Source organism: Paenibacillus sp. BAC0078 (genome assembly GCF_054483875.1).
In genome coordinates, this window is record NZ_JBTLRW010000016.1 from 73,951 (window position 1) to 91,095 (window position 17,145).

Here is a 17,145-nt window from a genome sequence, read left to right on the forward strand (position 1 = left end):
AGTTTCGAGTGAATTCCGGGACATTGCAGCGGTCTATGCATGGCTATGTTCTGGCGCTTCTCTCAGTGATTGTGTATGATCAGAAGAAAGTGCGTTTATCTCTATGGATACCCTGGAAGATTGGAGGCGGAAGCTGATGTTTGACCTTTCGGAGCTGTATTATCCGATTACTTCAAATCCGGCTGCGGCCGGCGAGTACCTGCCCTGCAAAGCCTTGCGGCCGTATATCCGCTGTTTCTGGGGAAGCGCGTCCCGGAAGCAAGCCCATGCACCTCTGCCACAGACACCGCTGGACGGAGCAGCCCTCCAGTCTGCGGGGCCGGAGACGATTATTCCGGATACTTGTATGGATATTATATGGGAATGGGATGCTGCAACAGGTGAGGCCGGCGGAATCTTTTGCGGAATTAATGACACTCCGTTTGAAGCCGGAGGAGCTGCGCAGTCTAACGGCAAGCTGATCTTTGCCATTCGTTTTCATTTCTGGGCGGTACATTTGTTTGCGGACGAGCATCTCCGGGATGTTCTGAATGTTCATGTTCCTGCCGAGCAGTATTTCGTTTCCTTCCGCGAAGAATTGGGACAAAGGCTGCACGCTTTACATACCTTCTCTGAGCGGGCCGCTGCTGCGGAAGCATATTTGCTAAGACGCTTGGACAATTCCTGGCGCAGCAATAACAGCCTGATGAACGCCGTTTATAGCATTCTGAAGCAGAAGGGCGTGGTTACCGCCGGAGAGCTTGAGAATAATGCAGGGATAAGCAGCCGCCAGCTTGAGAGGCTTTTTCGCGAATATATCGGTCTTTCCCCCAAAAAGACAGCAGACCTTGTGCGCTTTCAGAATGTATGGCTTGATCTGTATCAAGCCTCCCCGCACAAAATGGTTATGCAGGATGTGGTATACAACTACCGCTACAGCCATCAGTCGCATTTGATCAACAGCTTTAAGAAATTTGCGGGGAGAACACCGCTGGAAGCCTTGGCTCATGCGCGGAGGTGAATGTCGTTTTTTTGCAATACAAGATGAGCGGCAGCTGTTAAGCTGTATTCAGCGGGCGAACGCGCAGCTAAGAATATGATCGCGAAGGAGAGAGAATAGATGATTTCAGCTTTTGAAGGCACAAATTTGTATACTAAGGACCCGGCTGCTTTGGTAGCTTTTTACACGGAGGTGCTGGGGATTCCTGTGCCTTTTGAGGGTTATGGCAATTCCGACGGGGCGAAGCTTGGCTTTGACAAGGGACAGCCTGGGCTGATCATCTGGGATGAGAACAAATGGGGCAAGCATACTACAGGAGTGGTAAATCTGGTATTCTCCTGCAGCAGTCTGAATGAGACCTATGAGCAGCTCAAGGCGAGAGGACTGGATTGTCAGCCGCCGGCGACGATGGAATACGGAGGTCAGGAAATGAATTTCCGCGACCCGGACGGCAACGGCATTACGCTGCTGGAAGGGGCATATTAGAAGAGTAGCTCTACCAACAAAAAAATGAATAGGTCAACAGTGAACGCGAGGCTCTTGTCTGGTTTTGAGGACAGGGGTTCGCGTTTTCTTGTTATTGTCTGTTGACAATGAGAATCATTATCAAATAAAATAATAAAGAAGTTGTTCAAACTTGGTTTAAATTTAATGTTTACTTGGGAGGAACCGATCATGGCTAAGGTGCTTGTGGTCTATGCCAGCTTGACTGGCAATACGGAAGAGATCGCTGAACTGATTGTGGAGGGAATACGCCAAGCGGGTGGTGAGGCTGTAATGAAATCGGTCACTGACTGCAACGCGGATGAGATAAAAGCATATGAGGGCGTGCTGCTGGGCGCTTATACCTGGGGCGACGGAGAGCTGCCCGATGAATTCCTGGACTTCTACGAAGAGCTGGATGAGCTGGATCTGACAGCCTGCAAGGCAGCCGCCTTCGGAAGCGGAGATACCGGATATGAAATATACTGCGGTGCCGTGGATCAGATCGAGGCGAAGCTGAAGGAGCGCGGCGCGGAGCTTCTGCAGGACAGCCTGAAGATTGAGTATGGTCCTAACGCAACAGAAAAAGAAACCTGCCGCACCTTCGGCCGCCAATTTATCGAAGCCTGCGCGGCGGTTTCTTAAGGATGGGCGGCGCAGCGGGTAGCTGGGCGGCAGGCAACCGGGAGGGGGCGGCTGTACGATACATCCGGCTTAATGATTTCCGCATGGAGCATATTATGCTGGGCGGAGCGGAGAATACCGGCAGCGGAGCAGCGGCCACCGGTCTTCCGCGCTGGAGGCAGCAGGTCCAGTATGCGGTTGGGCATACGCTGAATGACTTTTACAGCCTGCAGCCTGAGGTGCGCCAGGAAACGCCGATCCAGTTTCTATTGGAGCGCCGCTGGCCTCCCAGAGGAGATGCTTTTCCTTCCCTGATGCACTACTGGGACGTGAAGACAGGAATCGCCGATGAACTGATGCGGATCGTATCCGGCAATCATCTGCAGGAGGTTCCCGTGCTGCTGTATGAGCAGTGGCATGTGCCGGTGCCGGAGCTGGATATTGAGCTGGCGATGATTTTTCAACTAGGCTGGAACGCGGCGGTTCCCGGGCGTTGCCTGAGCATTCAGAAGTTTATGGTGAACGGGAATGAGGAGGTTATTACCGGTTTTCTGCATATGGCCAACGTGTTTTGCCATAAGGCCTACGGCCAACCGGCTGAAACGGTGGAGGTCTATTCTCTGCTGGACGGACGCAAATCTATCTTCGATGGCGTGGGAATTCCGCTACAGGAATCGTTGGATTATGTGCGGCTGTTGTCTGTGTTTTTGCTGCGGGAAGAGTCGGCGGAACGTATGCAGAAATATGGGGAACGCCGAAATGAGAAGGATGAGCAAGTAATCCGGGGGTATGGCGTGATGTAACCGGAGCGGTTCTCACTAAAAAAAGTACCCTTCCTCCGGGCCGTTCGCCAAGAGAAAGAGTGCTCTCCGTGGGGGAGCTGCATCTCAGCAGCTTCACCAATCTACGGCAGGTCAGCCGATATAACGGTAATAATCCTGCTTGTTCAGAATGACAAAGCCGCAGCTTTCATATAACTTCAGCGCGCCTGGATTGTGGAGGGCAACCTCCAGATTCACGCCGTTATAATTCCGCCGCTCACGTTCAATCGTCTGCAGAAGCGTACTTCGGCCGATGCCGAGTCCCCGCAGCTTCTTGGCTACTGTGAGCCCGTAGATCCAGGTTTCGTTATCCTCTGTATACAGCCGCATCTTGCCGGCGGGTTGTCCGTTCATTTCGATTATGATCTGCTCCTGCTGATTGTCCTGCAGAGGGTGCTCGTACATTACTGCGGCATCCTCCTTGGACATGTCGAACCCTTCGCAGTCCAACTCGATAAGAATAGGAGTTTCGTCCTCGCGCGCGGGCCGCAGCACTACGGTCCCCGCAGCCGAGCTCGGCTCCATGGAGCCCTGTGGTGCTGAAGCGCCATCCCATTTCATCTGGTATTCAGCATGGCTAAATTCCAGCGGCAGCGTCTTCAGGTAGGCTGAAGCCGAAGCCGAGGAGGCTGGAGCATTCAGCAGCAGTGTAGTGACATTGTTCTGCTTGATGATGCTCTGCGCCCGCTGCCACAGGGAAGTGAATATGCCCCGGCGCCGGTATCCCGGCCGCACCATCCCGCAGATTTCCATTTCGCTGGCGAACCCGTACAGGCCTATGAATCCTACCAGCTTATCATCCTCGTAAGTCACCAGCCACTCGGCTCCACCGGCTGCCGGCGGCTGCCGCAGCATTTCCCAATTGAGCTTCAGGGTAATTCCTTCATATTGCTCGCAGCGCTGCTGCAATTCCTCTATATCTTTTAATGTTTCTGTTGTAGTCAAGCGCATATCCTCCTGAATGTGTGCCCAAGCATCAGCTTGGCACAGCCTGTGTATTAGGGCCTATCCCCATTCTCGCTCAGCACGTCCCCATACTCTGCATGCTTTTTGAATTGATGAACCGCATAGGGGCATACTGGCACAATCTTAACCTGCTCTGCGCGCGCTTTATCCACAACCGCCCGCACGAGCTTCTCTCCGGCACCTTGGCCGCGCAGATCTTCCGAGACAAAGGTATGGTCGATCACCAAATTCCCCGTTGTCTTATCCGTCTTGTATGTGATCTGGGCAAGGTCCTTACCGTCACCAGCAATATAAAAACGTCCTTCTCCCTGTTTGATTTGTCCCATCTTATCCTTCACTCCAATCGAATAATGTGCCTTTATTTTACTCTCCTAGCCACGAAAAAGCGAGATGCAGAGTGGTAGGCTTATGGGCCGGGAGAACTTGTGCGCTTGCGTATACGCCGTGAAATACCATAATATTAAGACACTAACGCTGTAGTGAAAAGAAGTTGCATCAGGAGGAATGACCGTGGAGTACGAGGTTAGGGTTGAATTTGAGCCGGTGTATGAATTAGTGAGCAGCATACATACATTTATATGCAAGAAATCGAATAAAAAGATTGATCTGGGCACGTCATGGTCCTCTGAGGTGTCGCGCCGCCTTAGCCCGGAGCTGTTATCCACGCTTGCGGAGACGGAGCTGGACAATGAGTGGAAGCTGCTGAATCTGCTGATCTATCAGTGTCCAGCCAAAGGAAGTGTGGACAATGTGCTGGGCTGGCTGGAAGGCTTGACGGTAGGAGAAATGTACGAGACCCTTGCCGAATATGTCAGCGTATTTCCGGGACAAATGGAACAATTCCGCAGCAGGATGCATTTTCTGCTATCAGAGTGGAACCGGCAATATTTCCACGGCAGCAATGACGCTGTGATCAGCAGCCTGCGGCAGCACACGGAGGAGCGTCAGCAGGAGCTGAGCGTGAACCCTACTGCCGATTTTATTAATAAGACGACGAACGGGTTTTATTTCCTGCCGGCGGACCGGCTGAAGAAGCTGGTGCTGATTCCGCAATATCATTTTCAGCCAGTCAACATTATTTACAGCTTCGGGCCGCTCACGATTTGCCATTACGCGGCAAGAATCTCTATAGCGGATGAAGAAATATCGCCTTATATGTACAGGACCATCCGCAGTCTGGGTGAAAAAAGCCGCCTGAAGATTCTGCATTCGCTCGGCGGCGAGCGCAAAACCTTTACAGAGATCGTGAAGCAAGCCGGTATCTCCAAAGGGATCGTCCATGACCATATCTTCAGTCTCCGCTGCGCCGGTCTGCTTCATGCTTACATCGAAGGGGAGAACGTCACCGCCTACAGCCTGCGCCTGGAGGGAATTCACCGGATGAACGAGCAGTTGTTTGAATATTTGAAATAAGAGCCCACAGCCATTTGGCCAGGATTAAAGCCAGGGAATTCTCTGCAACAGAGGATTTTCGGGCTTATTTTTTTGCATAAAATTGTTTGTAATTCTGTTAATAAAGAATTTTTTATAAGTTCTCTCTTTACAGAACAGAGAATACTTTCTATAATGTGAACTATCGGTCTTTAATCATACTTAGCGGGTAGGAATTATTGTATTACACAAATGGAGAGAAGAGAGATGATTTTATGAGAAAAAGCATGTTTTTATTGTCCTCCTTACTGATTGCGGGTTCACTTGCGCTCTCGGCCTGCTCGGACAACGGCAATTCCAACGCTGCAACCGGGAATAACACGGCGGCGGCAACGGCATCGGCTGATGCGGGAGCAACGGCGGGCACAGAAGCTTCGGCATCCCCGGCAGCTGTTCCGGCGGGCGCGCTGAGCGAGCCTTTTACCGCCACTGATTTGGCGAAGCTCCCGGAAGTTGCCAAGAACCGAACAGATACGATCATTGTCGGCCTTACAGATCCGAGCGGGGCGTTTACACCTTATTTTCAGGAGAGCGGCTATGACGGCAACGTGTCTTCCCTGCTGTATGCTTCACTCGTAACGGTAGATGACAAAGGTGTTCCTACGCCGGAGCTTGCCGAGAGCTGGGATGTATCGGAGGATCAGCTTACATATACCTTTCATTTGAGAAAAGACCTGAAATTCAGCGACGGCTCGCCGCTCACTGCGGATGATGTTGCTTTTACCTGGACCCTTCAATATGACAAAGCCTATGACGGCGGCTCTTCACTGCCCTCACTGAATGTTAAAGGCGGCAAAGCCTATAAAGAAGGCACAGCCAAAACCGTCGATGGCATCAAGGTCATTGATCCGCAGACCATTTCAGTGACACTGGAGAAACCAAATGCTACGGCACTTGTAACACTTGGCTCCAATGTGCTCTCGAAAGCTTATTACGGCAAGGACTACAACTTCGGCCATTTGGAATATATCAAGAAGCTGCATGAGAAGCCGCTCGGCGACGGGCCTTATAAGCTGGAGAAATTCCTGCCCGGACAGGAAGTGCGTCTCATAGCCAATGAGAATTATTTCAAGGGCAAACCGAAGACAGAGCATTTCATCTATAAAACCTCTGAAGGCGATGTGTGGCAGTTCCTGGAGACAGGAGAGGTTGACTATGCCTCCTTTAGTGCAACGGACGAGAATATCGAGAAGCTGAAGGCGCTCGGCTTTGTGAATATCATTCCTTACACACCAAGCACCTACGGCTATATGCAGGTCAATTTGAAGCATGAGCAGCTTAAGGATAAGCAAGTCAGACAAGCGATTATGTATGGTCTTGACCGTCAGAGCATTTATGTGGATGCGCAGCAGGGAGCCGGCTCCATTGCCAACATTCCGGCATCGCCGATCTCCTGGGCTTATACAGAAGAAGGCATCAACCCTTACAAATATGATCCGGAAAAAGCCAAAGGGCTGCTGGATCAGGCGGGCTGGACAGTTGGCGCGAATGGCATCCGTGAGAAGGACGGCAAACCGCTGTCGATCCATTATCTCGGCTCCAAGAGCAAGAACACCGATATTTTCATTGCTGTAGCCAAGGAGAACTTCGCTGCGCTCGGCATCGAATTCCAGCCGGAAGTATTTGCTGACTTTAACTCGCTGGTGTCGAAGGTGGAAGGCGGAGACTACGATCTGGTATCTTTCTCGACCAGTATGCTGACTGATCCGGCTGACGGGTTCATGCAGTTCTTTGACGGGGAAATCACCGACTATGACAATCCGAAATTCCTTGAGCTGTACAACAAGGCACTTGCAACTACCGATATTGAGCAGCGCAAGGCTGTCTACAAAGAGCTGTACCAGCTCTTCAATGACGAACTGCCGATCCTGTTCACCAGCTACAAAAAAACAGTCTACGCCTACAATGGGCGCATTCAGAATCTGACGGTCAGCCCGTTCATCGGACTTGCCGGAAGCCTGCCGCAGTGGACTCTGAAATAATTCGCTGAAATAACAACACATTCGTCCCCTGCTGTAATGGTAGGGGATGATCCATAAGGAGCGGGTCATGAGTACCTATTTGACGAAAAGACTGCTGTATATGCTCATTATTCTGTTCGCGGCCTCACTGCTCATATTCTGCCTGTATGCCTCGACGCCAGGTGATTTTATTACAGGAAATATCAAGCTGACGGCAGAGCGGAAGGCAGAGCTGCGGGAAATCTACGGCCTTAACAAACCGGTGCTTGAGCGTTATGGCATCTGGATGAACAATGCGTTTCACGGGGATTTCGGATATTCGCTTGCCCAGCAGAAGCCGGTGCTTCAGTTGTTTGGCGATTATATCTGGAATTCTTTTTTGCTGGCTGCCGTGTCCACCTTTCTTACCTGGGTGATTGCGGTAATTGTCGGCGTGATCTCTGCTTATAAGCAGTATTCCTGGTTCGACACACTGGTCATGGTGGCTATCTTTGCCGCGATGTCGCTGCCGTCCTTTTTCATAGGCCTGTTCCTGATCAAGATTCTGGCGGTAGATCTGAAGTGGCTTCCTCCGGGCGGGATGATTACTACCGGGAGCAATGCTACAGGGATAGCGTATGTAAAGGAAGTTGTTCGGCATATGACTCTTCCGGTTGTGGTGATGACCCTGCTCGGCCTCGGCTCATTAACCCGTTATTTCCGCAGCAATATGATTGATGTGCTGAAGCAGGACTATATCCGCACGGCCCGGGCCAAGGGGCTGAAGGAGAAGAAGGTGCTGTTCACCCATGCGCTCCGCAATGCGCTGCTGCCGGCAATCACCCTGGTAGGCTTCGAGCTGCCGGCATTGTTCGGCGGATCGCTGATTATTGAGCAAATCTTCAACTGGCCAGGCATCGGCCAATTGTATATGAAATCCTTCGGACTGCGGGATTATCCGTTGCTTATGGGCTTTACAATGTTTATTGCTATTCTGACCGTCATCGGAACGCTGCTCTCGGATATTCTATACCGGGTTGCCGATCCGCGCGTCCGGTTATAGGGAGGAGGATGCCGTTTTGGCAGCTAACAGCAAGTTAACTGAGCTTCGTAAGCCGCGGGTACAGCCGCTGAAGTCTTCTTCACTGTTCAGACAGTCGATGAGAAGACTAATGAAAAACAAGCTGGCAGTCGCAGGCTTTGGGGTTGTGTTGTTTATGTTTGCACTGTGTTTTATCGGGCCGATCTTCTCGCCTTATACCGATAATAAAATCAATATGGCGCTAATGAACAAAGCGCCTAATTTGCACCACTTGCTGGGAACGGATGCGCTCGGCCGGGATATTCTGACCCGGGTGATGCAGGCGGGACGGATCTCGCTGACTGTCGGACTTGCGTCGATGGTGCTGTCTGTTTTCATTGGCGCTTTGCTGGGCGCAATTGCCGGATATTACCGTGGCATCGCGGATCAGATCATTATGCGGATCGCCGATCTGCTAATGACGATTCCCAGCCTGCCCCTGCTGTTCATCTTCGGGGCGCTGCTCTCGGAATGGAAGGTTCCGACGGATTACCGGATGTACATCGTCATGCTGATGCTGAGCATTGTGAATTGGCCGGGACTCGCCCGGATGGTGAGAGGACAGATGCTCAGTCTGCGGGAGCGCGAATTTATGCAGGCGGCCACTGTGCTGGGTCTGCGCGACCGGCGGAAGCTGTTCAACCATCTGCTGCCGAATGTGGTCCCGCTACTGATCGTCATGGCTACTCTCAATATTGGCGGGGCGATTCTGAGTGAGTCGGTGCTGAGCTTTTTCGGCCTGGGGGTAATGCCACCTACGCCGACGTGGGGCAATATGATTGATGCAGCGAACAATATGATAGATTTCCAGGATCATCCTTGGCTATGGATTCCGCCGGGCTTGTCGATTTTTGCCACGGTTATTGCCATAAATATATTTGGTGACGGCCTCAGAGACGTGCTTGATCCGAAACAGAAGAGGTAGGTGGCCAGCAGCAGATGAAGCATTTAATGAATATAGAAGGTCTCAGTACCATGTTCTATACGGAAGAAGGAAAGGTGACCGCCGTTGATAACGTGAGCTTTCGGGTCCGCGAAGGAGAGACGGTCTGTATTGTCGGAGAATCCGGCTGCGGAAAAAGCGTAACCGCCATGTCCATTATGGGCCTCGTTGAGGAGCCTGGGGGGAAGGTGACCGGCGGAAAGATCGAGCTTGCGGGAGAAGATCTGCTGAAGCTGGATAGGAATACGCTGAGAACGATCCGCGGCAATGATATCGCCATGATCTTCCAGGAGCCGATGTCCTCACTCAATCCGGTGATGAAGATCGCTGAGCAGATTATGGAGCCGCTGATGGTGCATTTGAAAATGAAAAAGAAAGCAGCACGTCTACGGGCGATAGAGCTGATTAAGCAGGTCGGCATCTCGCGGCCTGAGCAGATCGCTGACAGCTATCCCCATGAATTAAGCGGGGGTATGCTGCAACGGATTATGATTGCCGTCGCCGTCTCTTGTAATCCAAAGCTGCTCATTGCCGATGAGCCGACCACGGCGCTTGACGTGACCATTCAGGCGCAGATCCTCGATATGCTGCGGGAATTTAAAGAAAGCTCAGGGATGTCCATTCTGCTGATCACCCATGATCTCGGTGTAGTTGCCGAAATGGCCGATTACGTTATAGTGATGTATTCCGGCAAAATTGTCGAGGAAGGGGAGGTTGTGGAGCTGTTCAAGAATCCCAAGCATCCTTATACAAGGGGGCTGCTGAAATCGAAGCCGGTGGTGGGCCAGCGTCTGGAAGAGCTGTATTCCATACCGGGCCAGGTGCCGAGTCCGCTTGAGCTTGAAGCTTCATGTTATTTCCACGACCGCTGCGGAGACTGCATGCCGGTCTGCCGCAGCCGCCAGCCTCAGTTGAAGGAGCTGGACAGCGGACAAAAGGTTGCCTGCTGGCTGTATGAGGAGGTGGAGGCCCATGTCTGAGCCGTTGCTTGAAGTGAATCATCTCAAGAAATATTTCCCTGTCAGACAGGGATTGCTTAACCGCACAGTAGGACATGTAAAAGCCGTGGATGATATCAGCATCACGCTGCAGCCTGGTGAAACCTTTGGTCTAGTCGGAGAATCCGGCAGCGGGAAAAGTACAGTCGGCCGCACGATTCTGCGGCTGACCGAAAAAACGGACGGCGAGGTAAAGTTCAAGGGAGTGGATATCCATAGCCTCTCCCAAGCGGAGCTGCGCCTGCTGCGGCCGAAGATGCAATTGATCTTCCAGGACCCCTACAGTGCGCTGAACCCGCGCGTGCGGGTAGGCGATGCCATCGGAGAAGCCCTGCTGGATCATGGATTATGCTCCAAGGATGAGGTACGGGAGCTGGTGCTGGAATCACTTGCGGCGTGCGGCTTGTCTTCCTACCATATCGACCGCTTCCCGCATGAATTCTCCGGCGGCCAGCGCCAGCGGATCGGGATCGCCCGGGCGCTGATTCTGAACCCGGAGCTGATCATTGCCGACGAGCCGGTGTCGGCGCTGGATGTGTCGATTCAGGCGCAGATTATCAATCTGTTCAGCAAGCTGCAGAGCAGCAAAGGGCTGGCCTATTTATTTATCTCCCATGATCTCAGCGTGGTGGAGCATTTATGCTCCCGGATCGGGGTGATGTATCTCGGCTCTATGGTTGAGACTGCCCCCCGGGACGAGCTGTTCCACAGTCCGCTGCATCCTTACACCAAGGCGCTGCTCTCGGCAGTGCCCGTACCTATCCCTAAGCTGAAGCGGGAGAGGATTGTGCTGAGGGGAGATATCCCAAGCCCGGCCAATCCGCCTTCCGGCTGCAAATTTCATACCCGCTGTCCGTTTACCCTGGAAATCTGTAAGGCGCAAATTCCGGACTTTCGTGACGCTGGCGGCGGACATTTTGTGGCCTGCCATTTAGTTTAAAGAAATCTGGATTAAAATTGAAAATCCCCCTATTTTGACTTGCTATGTCCACAGTGCTATACTTGTCCCACAGTAGGCAAATATGGGTAAAAGGAGACTGATTAGACCTACACATCTAATCGGTCTTTGCTTTTTGTTGGAGGAACTACCGAGTGCAGCTAAGCTGACAAAACTAAGCCTACGCTTCCTAAGCCCGTTCTGTTCGATGACCATTATGTAGCCATGCTCCAAGCTTCCGAAGCTAGTTTTGTTCGAAGATCATTCTATGCAGCTAAGCTGACAAGACTAAGCGTATGCTCCCGAAGCCAGTTTTGTAAGATGCTGACCGGGTGCGTATGCTAACAAAACTTTTAGGAGGAATTATCATGAATACCACAGTACGTTTGACAAAAAGATCCGGATCGTCGTCTTCACAGCGGAGCAAAGGCTTTGTACCGGTTGTCGTCTACGGTGCAGGTTCAGATAGCCAGTCCTTTGCAGCCGAAGCCAAAACATTGAACGAGATTCTGGGCAAAAACCCGCATGCTATCCTTACGGTAGAATTACCGGACTCCGGCTCGAAAAATGTGATGATTCAGGAAGTACAGCGTCAGCCGTTGTCCCGCAAGCTGATCCATGTGGATCTTCACCAGATTGACATGAAGGCTGAACTCCACACCAAGGTTCCTTTCCATTTCAGCGGAGAGCCTGCCGGCGTGAAGAACGGCGGCGTTCAGCAGGTCGAACTGCATGAGCTGGATATCCGCACCTTGCCGGATAAGCTGACTGCCACTTTTGATGTGGATATCAGCGGCCTGGAGATTGGCGATCAATTGCTCGTGTCCGATCTTCCTAAGCACGAAGGCTGGGAAATCCTCACCCCTGAAGATACGCTGATTGTACGGATTGCACCGCCTGCCGCTGCGGAAGAGTCTGACGATACGGCGAACGAACCGGTAGCAGCAGCTTCCAGTGTGGACAAGCCAGCGGAGTAAGCCTTGTGAATATTAGATAAGCAGCAGATAATGAGAGCAGACAGTTCCTTGAGAGGACTTGTCTGCTCTTTTTCGAATTGTCAAAAATTACAGTGAATCTCCCTGATCGCATAACCCCGCAGGCACCTCAGTTGCTTGAAGCAAATCCAGAAATTCAACAATAATTGCAGAAATAGCGTCTTCTTTGGGCATTTTAATGTACTCACTGATGCGCAAAATATCTTCATTATAAATTTCGATGAGCTTTAGCATCGCAAAAGTATCCTTTTGCTTGGCTGCCTGCAGCAATTCTAGCAATTCGAAATCTGAGATAATTGGTGGATCATTTTGCGTTTCCATTTGTTCACCGCCTGTTGGCTGATATTTAGCTGCTTGGCCACTTCCGCTTCGGTAAGGCCCTTCAGATATATTTTTTCGATGATCACTTTTCCTTGAGGGGGTAAATCCTGCATAAGCTGCTCTACCCATATTTTTTGTTCGGAAATGGCGGCAAAATTGATATTCGAAGGCTCGTAATCATACAGAGGGCATTCTCTGGTTCTGACCTTCTTCGCCTGGTATTGGACCCTCCACCCTATGCGATAGATCTCTCTTCTATAGAAGTCATAAATGTGAGTTGCTTCACTCATGTTCTTTCTCCTCTCTCCTCCGATTGTATATATAGGGTAATAAAAGGAATGTTTTTACAACCGAAATAAGAACATTTGTTCTTATCAATCATATCATACTTGTTTTGAGGTTGTTAAGAGGAGTAGATTAAGTTGAACTTTAGATTTTCATAATGGGTCTGGTCGTAGCTACAGGGAATGTTTGGACTTCCGGCCGCTGTTATGGTTGGATTTCCTGATTTAAACCGCTGTTCGCGGTAGAAATCCAACCATAAAGGCGGACGCGTTCGCTCCTCCAGTTCCAAACTTCCCCTCCGCCACTTCTGCCCTTTTTATTTTTTTCAAGTTAATCTTAATCAGAAATGAGGAATAGCGTTCTCGTCCGCTCCCTTTGTTAAGCTGGCTTTGGAGATGGCGCAGCAATAATTTGGGGGCCGGAACAAAAGAAATAAGCAGCAAATACGTTCGCCGACCGAACTGAAATCATCCTTCAGGCGGAGGTCCGCTCTTTTGACATGGAATACAATCTTAATTGCGGAATAGGAGACGAACGCAGTAGTTTGTAAAATCGGGGAGGATGCAGGTTATGGACAAAGGAAATGTGCCGGATTTAAAGTTTGCGGGACTTGGCGGTGCGGCTGGAGGGCTGTACAACAATGTCATTCTGGATGGGGTAGGCCGGATTAATGGACCGGTGACAGCGAGAACTTTTAAAGGCAACGGTCTAATCAAGCTCGGCGGAAGTCTGGCGGTGGAGGAAATGGAGGTGAGCGGGAACCTGAAAATACAAGGCGGCCTGCAGGCAGATACCATAAAGAACGACGGGATGCTAACGGTTGAAGGTGGTCTGCAGGGCGGGAGCTGCTGTCTGAATGGGGTCATCAATGTCAAGGGCGACTGCGAACTGGAGGATTTCACCGGCGACGGAGTGATTACGATTGACGGCTTGCTCAGCGCGGGACGTGTGAATCTCAAGCTGCAGGGGCAAGCCAAGATGAAGGGGATACATGTGGAGAGCCTGGTTGTTCGTCAAGGGAGCCCATGGGGCTTGAACAAGCTGGCGGGCAGCCTCATTCCAAAACTCAGACCGGAATTGAATGTACGGTATATTGAGGGCGATTTTATTGATGTGGAGAACACCACAGCCGAGGTTATAAGAGGCAACATAGTGATTATCGGGCAAGGGAGCAGCATCGGGCGGGTGGAATACCGTACCGGACTGACCGTGCATCCCGGAGCAGTAGTAGGACAGGAGGTGAAGATCGGTGAATGAGACAGCAGCGCGCAGAAATCTGAAGGTTCTGGGTAATTCTACTATGAGTGGCGGAAGCTTTTTGGATGTGAAGGTGATGGGAGAATGCAGGTTTAATGGTAATGTGGACTGTCAAAAGCTGAAGCTGATGGGAGAAACCTCGGTTCATGGCAATTTGCGGATGGAGCAGATGAAGCTGACCGGAGAATGCATTGTGAAGGGAAGAATTGACGGTGAATCCTTGAGTGGACAAGGAGAGATTCGGGCAGGCAGCGATCTTCGTATTGAAGAGATCAAATTAACCGGAAGCTTGTCCGTAGCGGGGGACTGCGAGGCCGAGGAAATCCGTTTGACGGGTGCACTTCAGGTAGATGGGGTGCTGAATGCGGAGAGTGTGGAGCTGTCGCTGTTCGGTCCCAGCCGTGCCGCTGAAGCCAGAGCGGGGAGCATTACAATCAAACGAAAAATTGGCGGATCGCTGATGCATCCGGGCCGGTTCAGCTTCTCGGCTGGGCTAATTGAAGGTGACGAGGTGGAACTTCAGGGAACGCAAGCGGGAATTGTCAGAGGAAACCGGGTCATCATCGGCACGGACTGTGATATTGATGTGGTGGAATACCGTCAATCACTGGAGATTCATGAGAACGCCAATGTAAACTACCGGATAAAGCTGTGAAAAGTAACTAACTAATGAGAAAAAAGATATAAAGGAGTGGAGTCTGTGAGCTCAGCCCAAAAAACGCCCAATCTGGGCGTCGTGATTGCCGGTCTTTTGCTGGGGATTCTTATGGCCTCCATGGACAGCACTATCGTCGCTACGGCGATGGGCAATATTGTCGGTGAACTCGGCGGGATGGACAAATTCGTCTGGGTTACCTCTGCGTACCTTGTAGCTGAGATGGCGGGAATGCCGATCTTTGGCAAGCTTTCGGATATGTACGGCCGCAAAAGGTTTTTTATCTTCGGGATTATTGTGTTCATGGGCGGCTCGGCGCTGTGCGGTACGGCGGATACCATTACCCAACTGGCCATTTACCGGGCCATTCAGGGTATTGGAGGCGGCGCGCTGGTGCCGATTGCTTTTGCGATCATGTTCGACGCCGTTCCGCTGGAGACACGCGGCAAGCTTGGCGGAGCTTTTGGCGCGGTCTTCGGGCTGTCCAGCATCTTTGGACCGTTGCTTGGCGCGTACATTACTGACCATATCGCCTGGCAGTGGGTATTCTACATCAATTTGCCGCTCGGGCTAATAGCTTTGGTAATGGTCGTCAGCTTCTACCGGGAGTCGGTGGAGCACTCCAAGCATCCGATTGACTGGCTGGGTGCGGGAACACTTCTTGGCGCGGTGATCAGCCTGATGTTCGCACTGGAGCTTGGCGGCAAAGAGTACGCCTGGAGCTCTGCGCTCATACTGGGCTTGTTCGCAGCTTTTGCCATCCTGACGGTACTGTTTCTATTCGCGGAGACCAAGGCAAAGGAGCCGATTATTTCGTTTGCCCTGTTCAGAAAAAGATTGTATGCCACCAGCATCCTGTGTGCTTTATTCAGCGGTGCGGCATTTATTGCTGCTTCAGTGTATATCCCTATCTTCATTCAGGGCGTGCTTGGCGGCTCGGCCACGAATTCAGGGCTGGTGCTGCTGCCGATGATGGTCGGCTCGGTCGTTACGGCTACGGCAGGAGGATTCCTGATGGCCAAGACCAGCTACCGCCGTCTGCTGGTCCCGACTTTGGCGTTGCTGGTAGTGGGGACGGGCCTTGTGGCAACACTGTCCCCGGAATCCTCGCGTCTGCTCGTCACACTGTACATGATCTTCATCGGACTTGGTATCGGCGCATCGTTCTCTGTACTCAGCACGGCGGCGATTCATGGCTTGACGCCACAGCAGCGCGGCTCGGCCAGTGCAACGCTGAATTTCCTCCGTTCACTGGGCATGACAATCGGGATTACAACCTTCGGCATCATTCAGAGCCATTATCTCAGCTCCAGGCTGGCAGAGGTATTCTCTTCAAATAACGGCGATGCTGCTGGCATGGCAATGAATTTCAAAGATCCGCATGCGCTGCTGTCCCCGGAGACACGGGCTCAGATTCCGCCTGAAATTCTGAACAAGATTACTAGCGGGCTGTCTTACTCTATCACTAGCACCTTTCTCTGGGCTATTGTTCCGGCCTTGCTGGCGCTAGTAGCCGCTTGCTTCATGGGCCGCCAAAAGATGGATGCCTCGGCGGAGGGCAGCATGCCAGCCGGGCACTAGAGCTGGCTGGGGTCGAGAGCTTGCAATAATAATCTGCTAACTCTCCCGGGATACCTGGAAGCGCAGCACAGTTTTCATCTTCTGCGGCTGCGTCTTGCGGGCGTCCGTGATGTAGATTTCCCTGTGGGCATGGGAGATCCGCCGCAGCCCTTGATCTATGCAGTATTGTTCCATCCTCTCAAAGCTGTGCGGCTCCTCATCGAAAGGACCGACATGCAGCATTTGTACACTTAAGCCGTCTTCGGAGCTGCCGAAGGCGGCTGTATTTAAGAGCGGGTGCGGCTTGCTGATTTTCACCTTCCCGATAATTTCAGCGGCAAGTCCGGGGGTGACAAAATCCGGCTGCCGGATCATCAGCGTGTATACCAGCTCGTCCTTGTTGAGGACGGCTTCTTTGCGTCCTTTTTCACTTAAATCCCAGATACCTTCCAGCGGGAAAATGCTGTAATCATAGTAGCCTTCCGGTGCCGGACCTTTTTTGGGCAGCATCTTGATGGCATAAGAAAGGGAATACAGCACCCCCACTGCTTCGGCAAAGGCTTCGCCATTGGGATTGCCCTCACCCTGGAGCATGAAGTAGTTATGGGCGGGCACGGTAATCAGCGCCGGCTCGGCAGCGGGGAGATAGAACGTTTTGTCTTGCTTTTTCCATTCGTATTTCATAGGACACCTCTTCTGTCAGTTGTTGCCTTCAGCATATCATGCCAAACTGGACAACCGTCTGTCATATTGGCAGGACAATCGCTTACGGTTTTTTTTGAATTCCTGCATTCAAAGATTAAGTAATAAATGATTTCGTAAGTATTTACGGCACTTCTACCGCTATTTCAGTTCGTCCGGCCCAATCT

Annotated in this window: 19 protein-coding genes; 14 read left to right on the forward strand and 5 right to left on the reverse strand. The window is 51.7% G+C overall.

What is annotated here, in order from left to right:
• The first annotated feature begins 136 nt into the window (after positions 1–136).
• The 4 genes from ACX1DY_RS23880 (at position 137) to ACX1DY_RS23895 (ending at position 2,889) form a co-directional block, all read left to right on the forward strand.
• Positions 137–1,000: a helix-turn-helix domain-containing protein gene (locus ACX1DY_RS23880; protein WP_458966698.1), complete on the forward strand. Its 864-nt coding sequence runs from the start codon at positions 137–139 to the stop codon at positions 998–1,000.
• Between the two features lie 99 nt (positions 1,001–1,099).
• Positions 1,100–1,465, forward strand: a complete 366-nt coding sequence (locus tag ACX1DY_RS23885; RefSeq protein ID WP_458966699.1) for a VOC family protein — start codon at positions 1,100–1,102, stop codon at positions 1,463–1,465.
• Between the two features lie 189 nt (positions 1,466–1,654).
• Positions 1,655–2,107, forward strand: a complete 453-nt coding sequence (locus ACX1DY_RS23890) for a flavodoxin (RefSeq protein WP_458966700.1) — start codon at positions 1,655–1,657, stop codon at positions 2,105–2,107.
• 2 nt (positions 2,108–2,109) lie between these two features.
• Positions 2,110–2,889: a hypothetical protein gene (locus tag ACX1DY_RS23895; protein WP_458966701.1), complete on the forward strand. Its 780-nt coding sequence runs from the start codon at positions 2,110–2,112 to the stop codon at positions 2,887–2,889.
• A gap of 111 nt (positions 2,890–3,000) precedes the next feature.
• On the opposite strand, the gene ACX1DY_RS23900 is transcribed toward ACX1DY_RS23895, so the two are convergent.
• Both ACX1DY_RS23900 and ACX1DY_RS23905 read right to left on the reverse strand, forming a co-directional pair.
• Entirely contained in the window at positions 3,001–3,852 is an 852-nt protein-coding gene (locus tag ACX1DY_RS23900) for a GNAT family N-acetyltransferase (protein WP_458966702.1), read from the reverse strand.
• A 53-nt stretch (positions 3,853–3,905) separates the two neighbouring features.
• Complete coding sequence (locus ACX1DY_RS23905; RefSeq protein ID WP_458966703.1) at positions 3,906–4,199, reverse strand: GNAT family N-acetyltransferase; 294 nt, start codon at positions 4,197–4,199, stop codon at positions 3,906–3,908.
• Between the two features lie 178 nt (positions 4,200–4,377).
• Between ACX1DY_RS23905 and ACX1DY_RS23910 the strand changes: the two genes are divergently transcribed.
• The 7 genes from ACX1DY_RS23910 to ACX1DY_RS23940 all read left to right on the forward strand — a co-directional run bounded on the left by ACX1DY_RS23910 (position 4,378) and on the right by ACX1DY_RS23940 (position 12,180).
• Entirely contained in the window at positions 4,378–5,286 is a 909-nt protein-coding gene (locus ACX1DY_RS23910; RefSeq protein ID WP_458966704.1) for an ArsR/SmtB family transcription factor, read from the forward strand.
• 233 nt (positions 5,287–5,519) lie between these two features.
• Positions 5,520–7,286: an ABC transporter substrate-binding protein gene (locus ACX1DY_RS23915; RefSeq protein ID WP_458966705.1), complete on the forward strand. Its 1,767-nt coding sequence runs from the start codon at positions 5,520–5,522 to the stop codon at positions 7,284–7,286.
• A gap of 67 nt (positions 7,287–7,353) precedes the next feature.
• The gene (locus ACX1DY_RS23920; protein WP_458966706.1) at positions 7,354–8,307 is read left to right on the forward strand and encodes an ABC transporter permease; all 954 of its coding nucleotides are present in this window, start codon (positions 7,354–7,356) and stop codon (positions 8,305–8,307) included.
• Between the two features lie 67 nt (positions 8,308–8,374).
• Positions 8,375–9,250 (forward strand): oligopeptide ABC transporter permease, encoded by an 876-nt coding sequence (gene opp4C / locus ACX1DY_RS23925; protein ID WP_458966752.1) that lies wholly within the window; start codon positions 8,375–8,377, stop codon positions 9,248–9,250.
• A gap of 14 nt (positions 9,251–9,264) precedes the next feature.
• Positions 9,265–10,248, forward strand: coding sequence for an ABC transporter ATP-binding protein (locus tag ACX1DY_RS23930; protein WP_458966707.1), 984 nt, complete (start codon positions 9,265–9,267; stop codon positions 10,246–10,248).
• Positions 10,241–11,206 (forward strand): ABC transporter ATP-binding protein, encoded by a 966-nt coding sequence (locus ACX1DY_RS23935; protein WP_458966708.1) that lies wholly within the window; start codon positions 10,241–10,243, stop codon positions 11,204–11,206. The genes ACX1DY_RS23930 and ACX1DY_RS23935 overlap by 8 nt, the downstream gene beginning before the upstream one ends.
• Positions 11,207–11,571: 365 nt before the next feature.
• Positions 11,572–12,180, forward strand: coding sequence for a 50S ribosomal protein L25 (locus ACX1DY_RS23940; RefSeq protein WP_458966709.1), 609 nt, complete (start codon positions 11,572–11,574; stop codon positions 12,178–12,180).
• Between the two features lie 87 nt (positions 12,181–12,267).
• Here ACX1DY_RS23940 and ACX1DY_RS23945 read toward each other — a convergent pair whose 3' ends face one another.
• Both ACX1DY_RS23945 and ACX1DY_RS23950 read right to left on the reverse strand, forming a co-directional pair.
• Positions 12,268–12,519, reverse strand: coding sequence for a hypothetical protein (locus tag ACX1DY_RS23945; RefSeq protein ID WP_458966710.1), 252 nt, complete (start codon positions 12,517–12,519; stop codon positions 12,268–12,270).
• Positions 12,471–12,809, reverse strand: a complete 339-nt coding sequence (locus ACX1DY_RS23950) for a sigma-70 family RNA polymerase sigma factor (protein WP_458966711.1) — start codon at positions 12,807–12,809, stop codon at positions 12,471–12,473. The genes ACX1DY_RS23945 and ACX1DY_RS23950 overlap by 49 nt, the downstream gene beginning before the upstream one ends.
• 565 nt (positions 12,810–13,374) lie before the next feature.
• Here ACX1DY_RS23950 and ACX1DY_RS23955 point away from each other — a divergent pair.
• The 3 genes from ACX1DY_RS23955 (at position 13,375) to ACX1DY_RS23965 (ending at position 16,297) form a co-directional block, all read left to right on the forward strand.
• Positions 13,375–14,061, forward strand: a complete 687-nt coding sequence (locus tag ACX1DY_RS23955; RefSeq protein WP_458966712.1) for a hypothetical protein — start codon at positions 13,375–13,377, stop codon at positions 14,059–14,061.
• On the forward strand, positions 14,054–14,716 hold the full coding sequence (locus ACX1DY_RS23960; RefSeq protein ID WP_458966713.1) for a polymer-forming cytoskeletal protein: 663 nt from the start codon (positions 14,054–14,056) through the stop codon (positions 14,714–14,716). The genes ACX1DY_RS23955 and ACX1DY_RS23960 overlap by 8 nt, the downstream gene beginning before the upstream one ends.
• 111 nt (positions 14,717–14,827) lie before the next feature.
• Positions 14,828–16,297 carry an MDR family MFS transporter gene (locus tag ACX1DY_RS23965; protein ID WP_458966753.1) on the forward strand — a complete coding sequence of 490 codons (1,470 nt, stop codon included), beginning with the start codon at positions 14,828–14,830 and terminating at the stop codon, positions 16,295–16,297.
• Positions 16,298–16,333: 36 nt separating this feature from the next.
• On the opposite strand, the gene ACX1DY_RS23970 is transcribed toward ACX1DY_RS23965, so the two are convergent.
• Positions 16,334–16,960 (reverse strand): GyrI-like domain-containing protein, encoded by a 627-nt coding sequence (locus tag ACX1DY_RS23970; RefSeq protein WP_458966714.1) that lies wholly within the window; start codon positions 16,958–16,960, stop codon positions 16,334–16,336.
• Positions 16,961–17,145 lie beyond the last annotated feature (185 nt).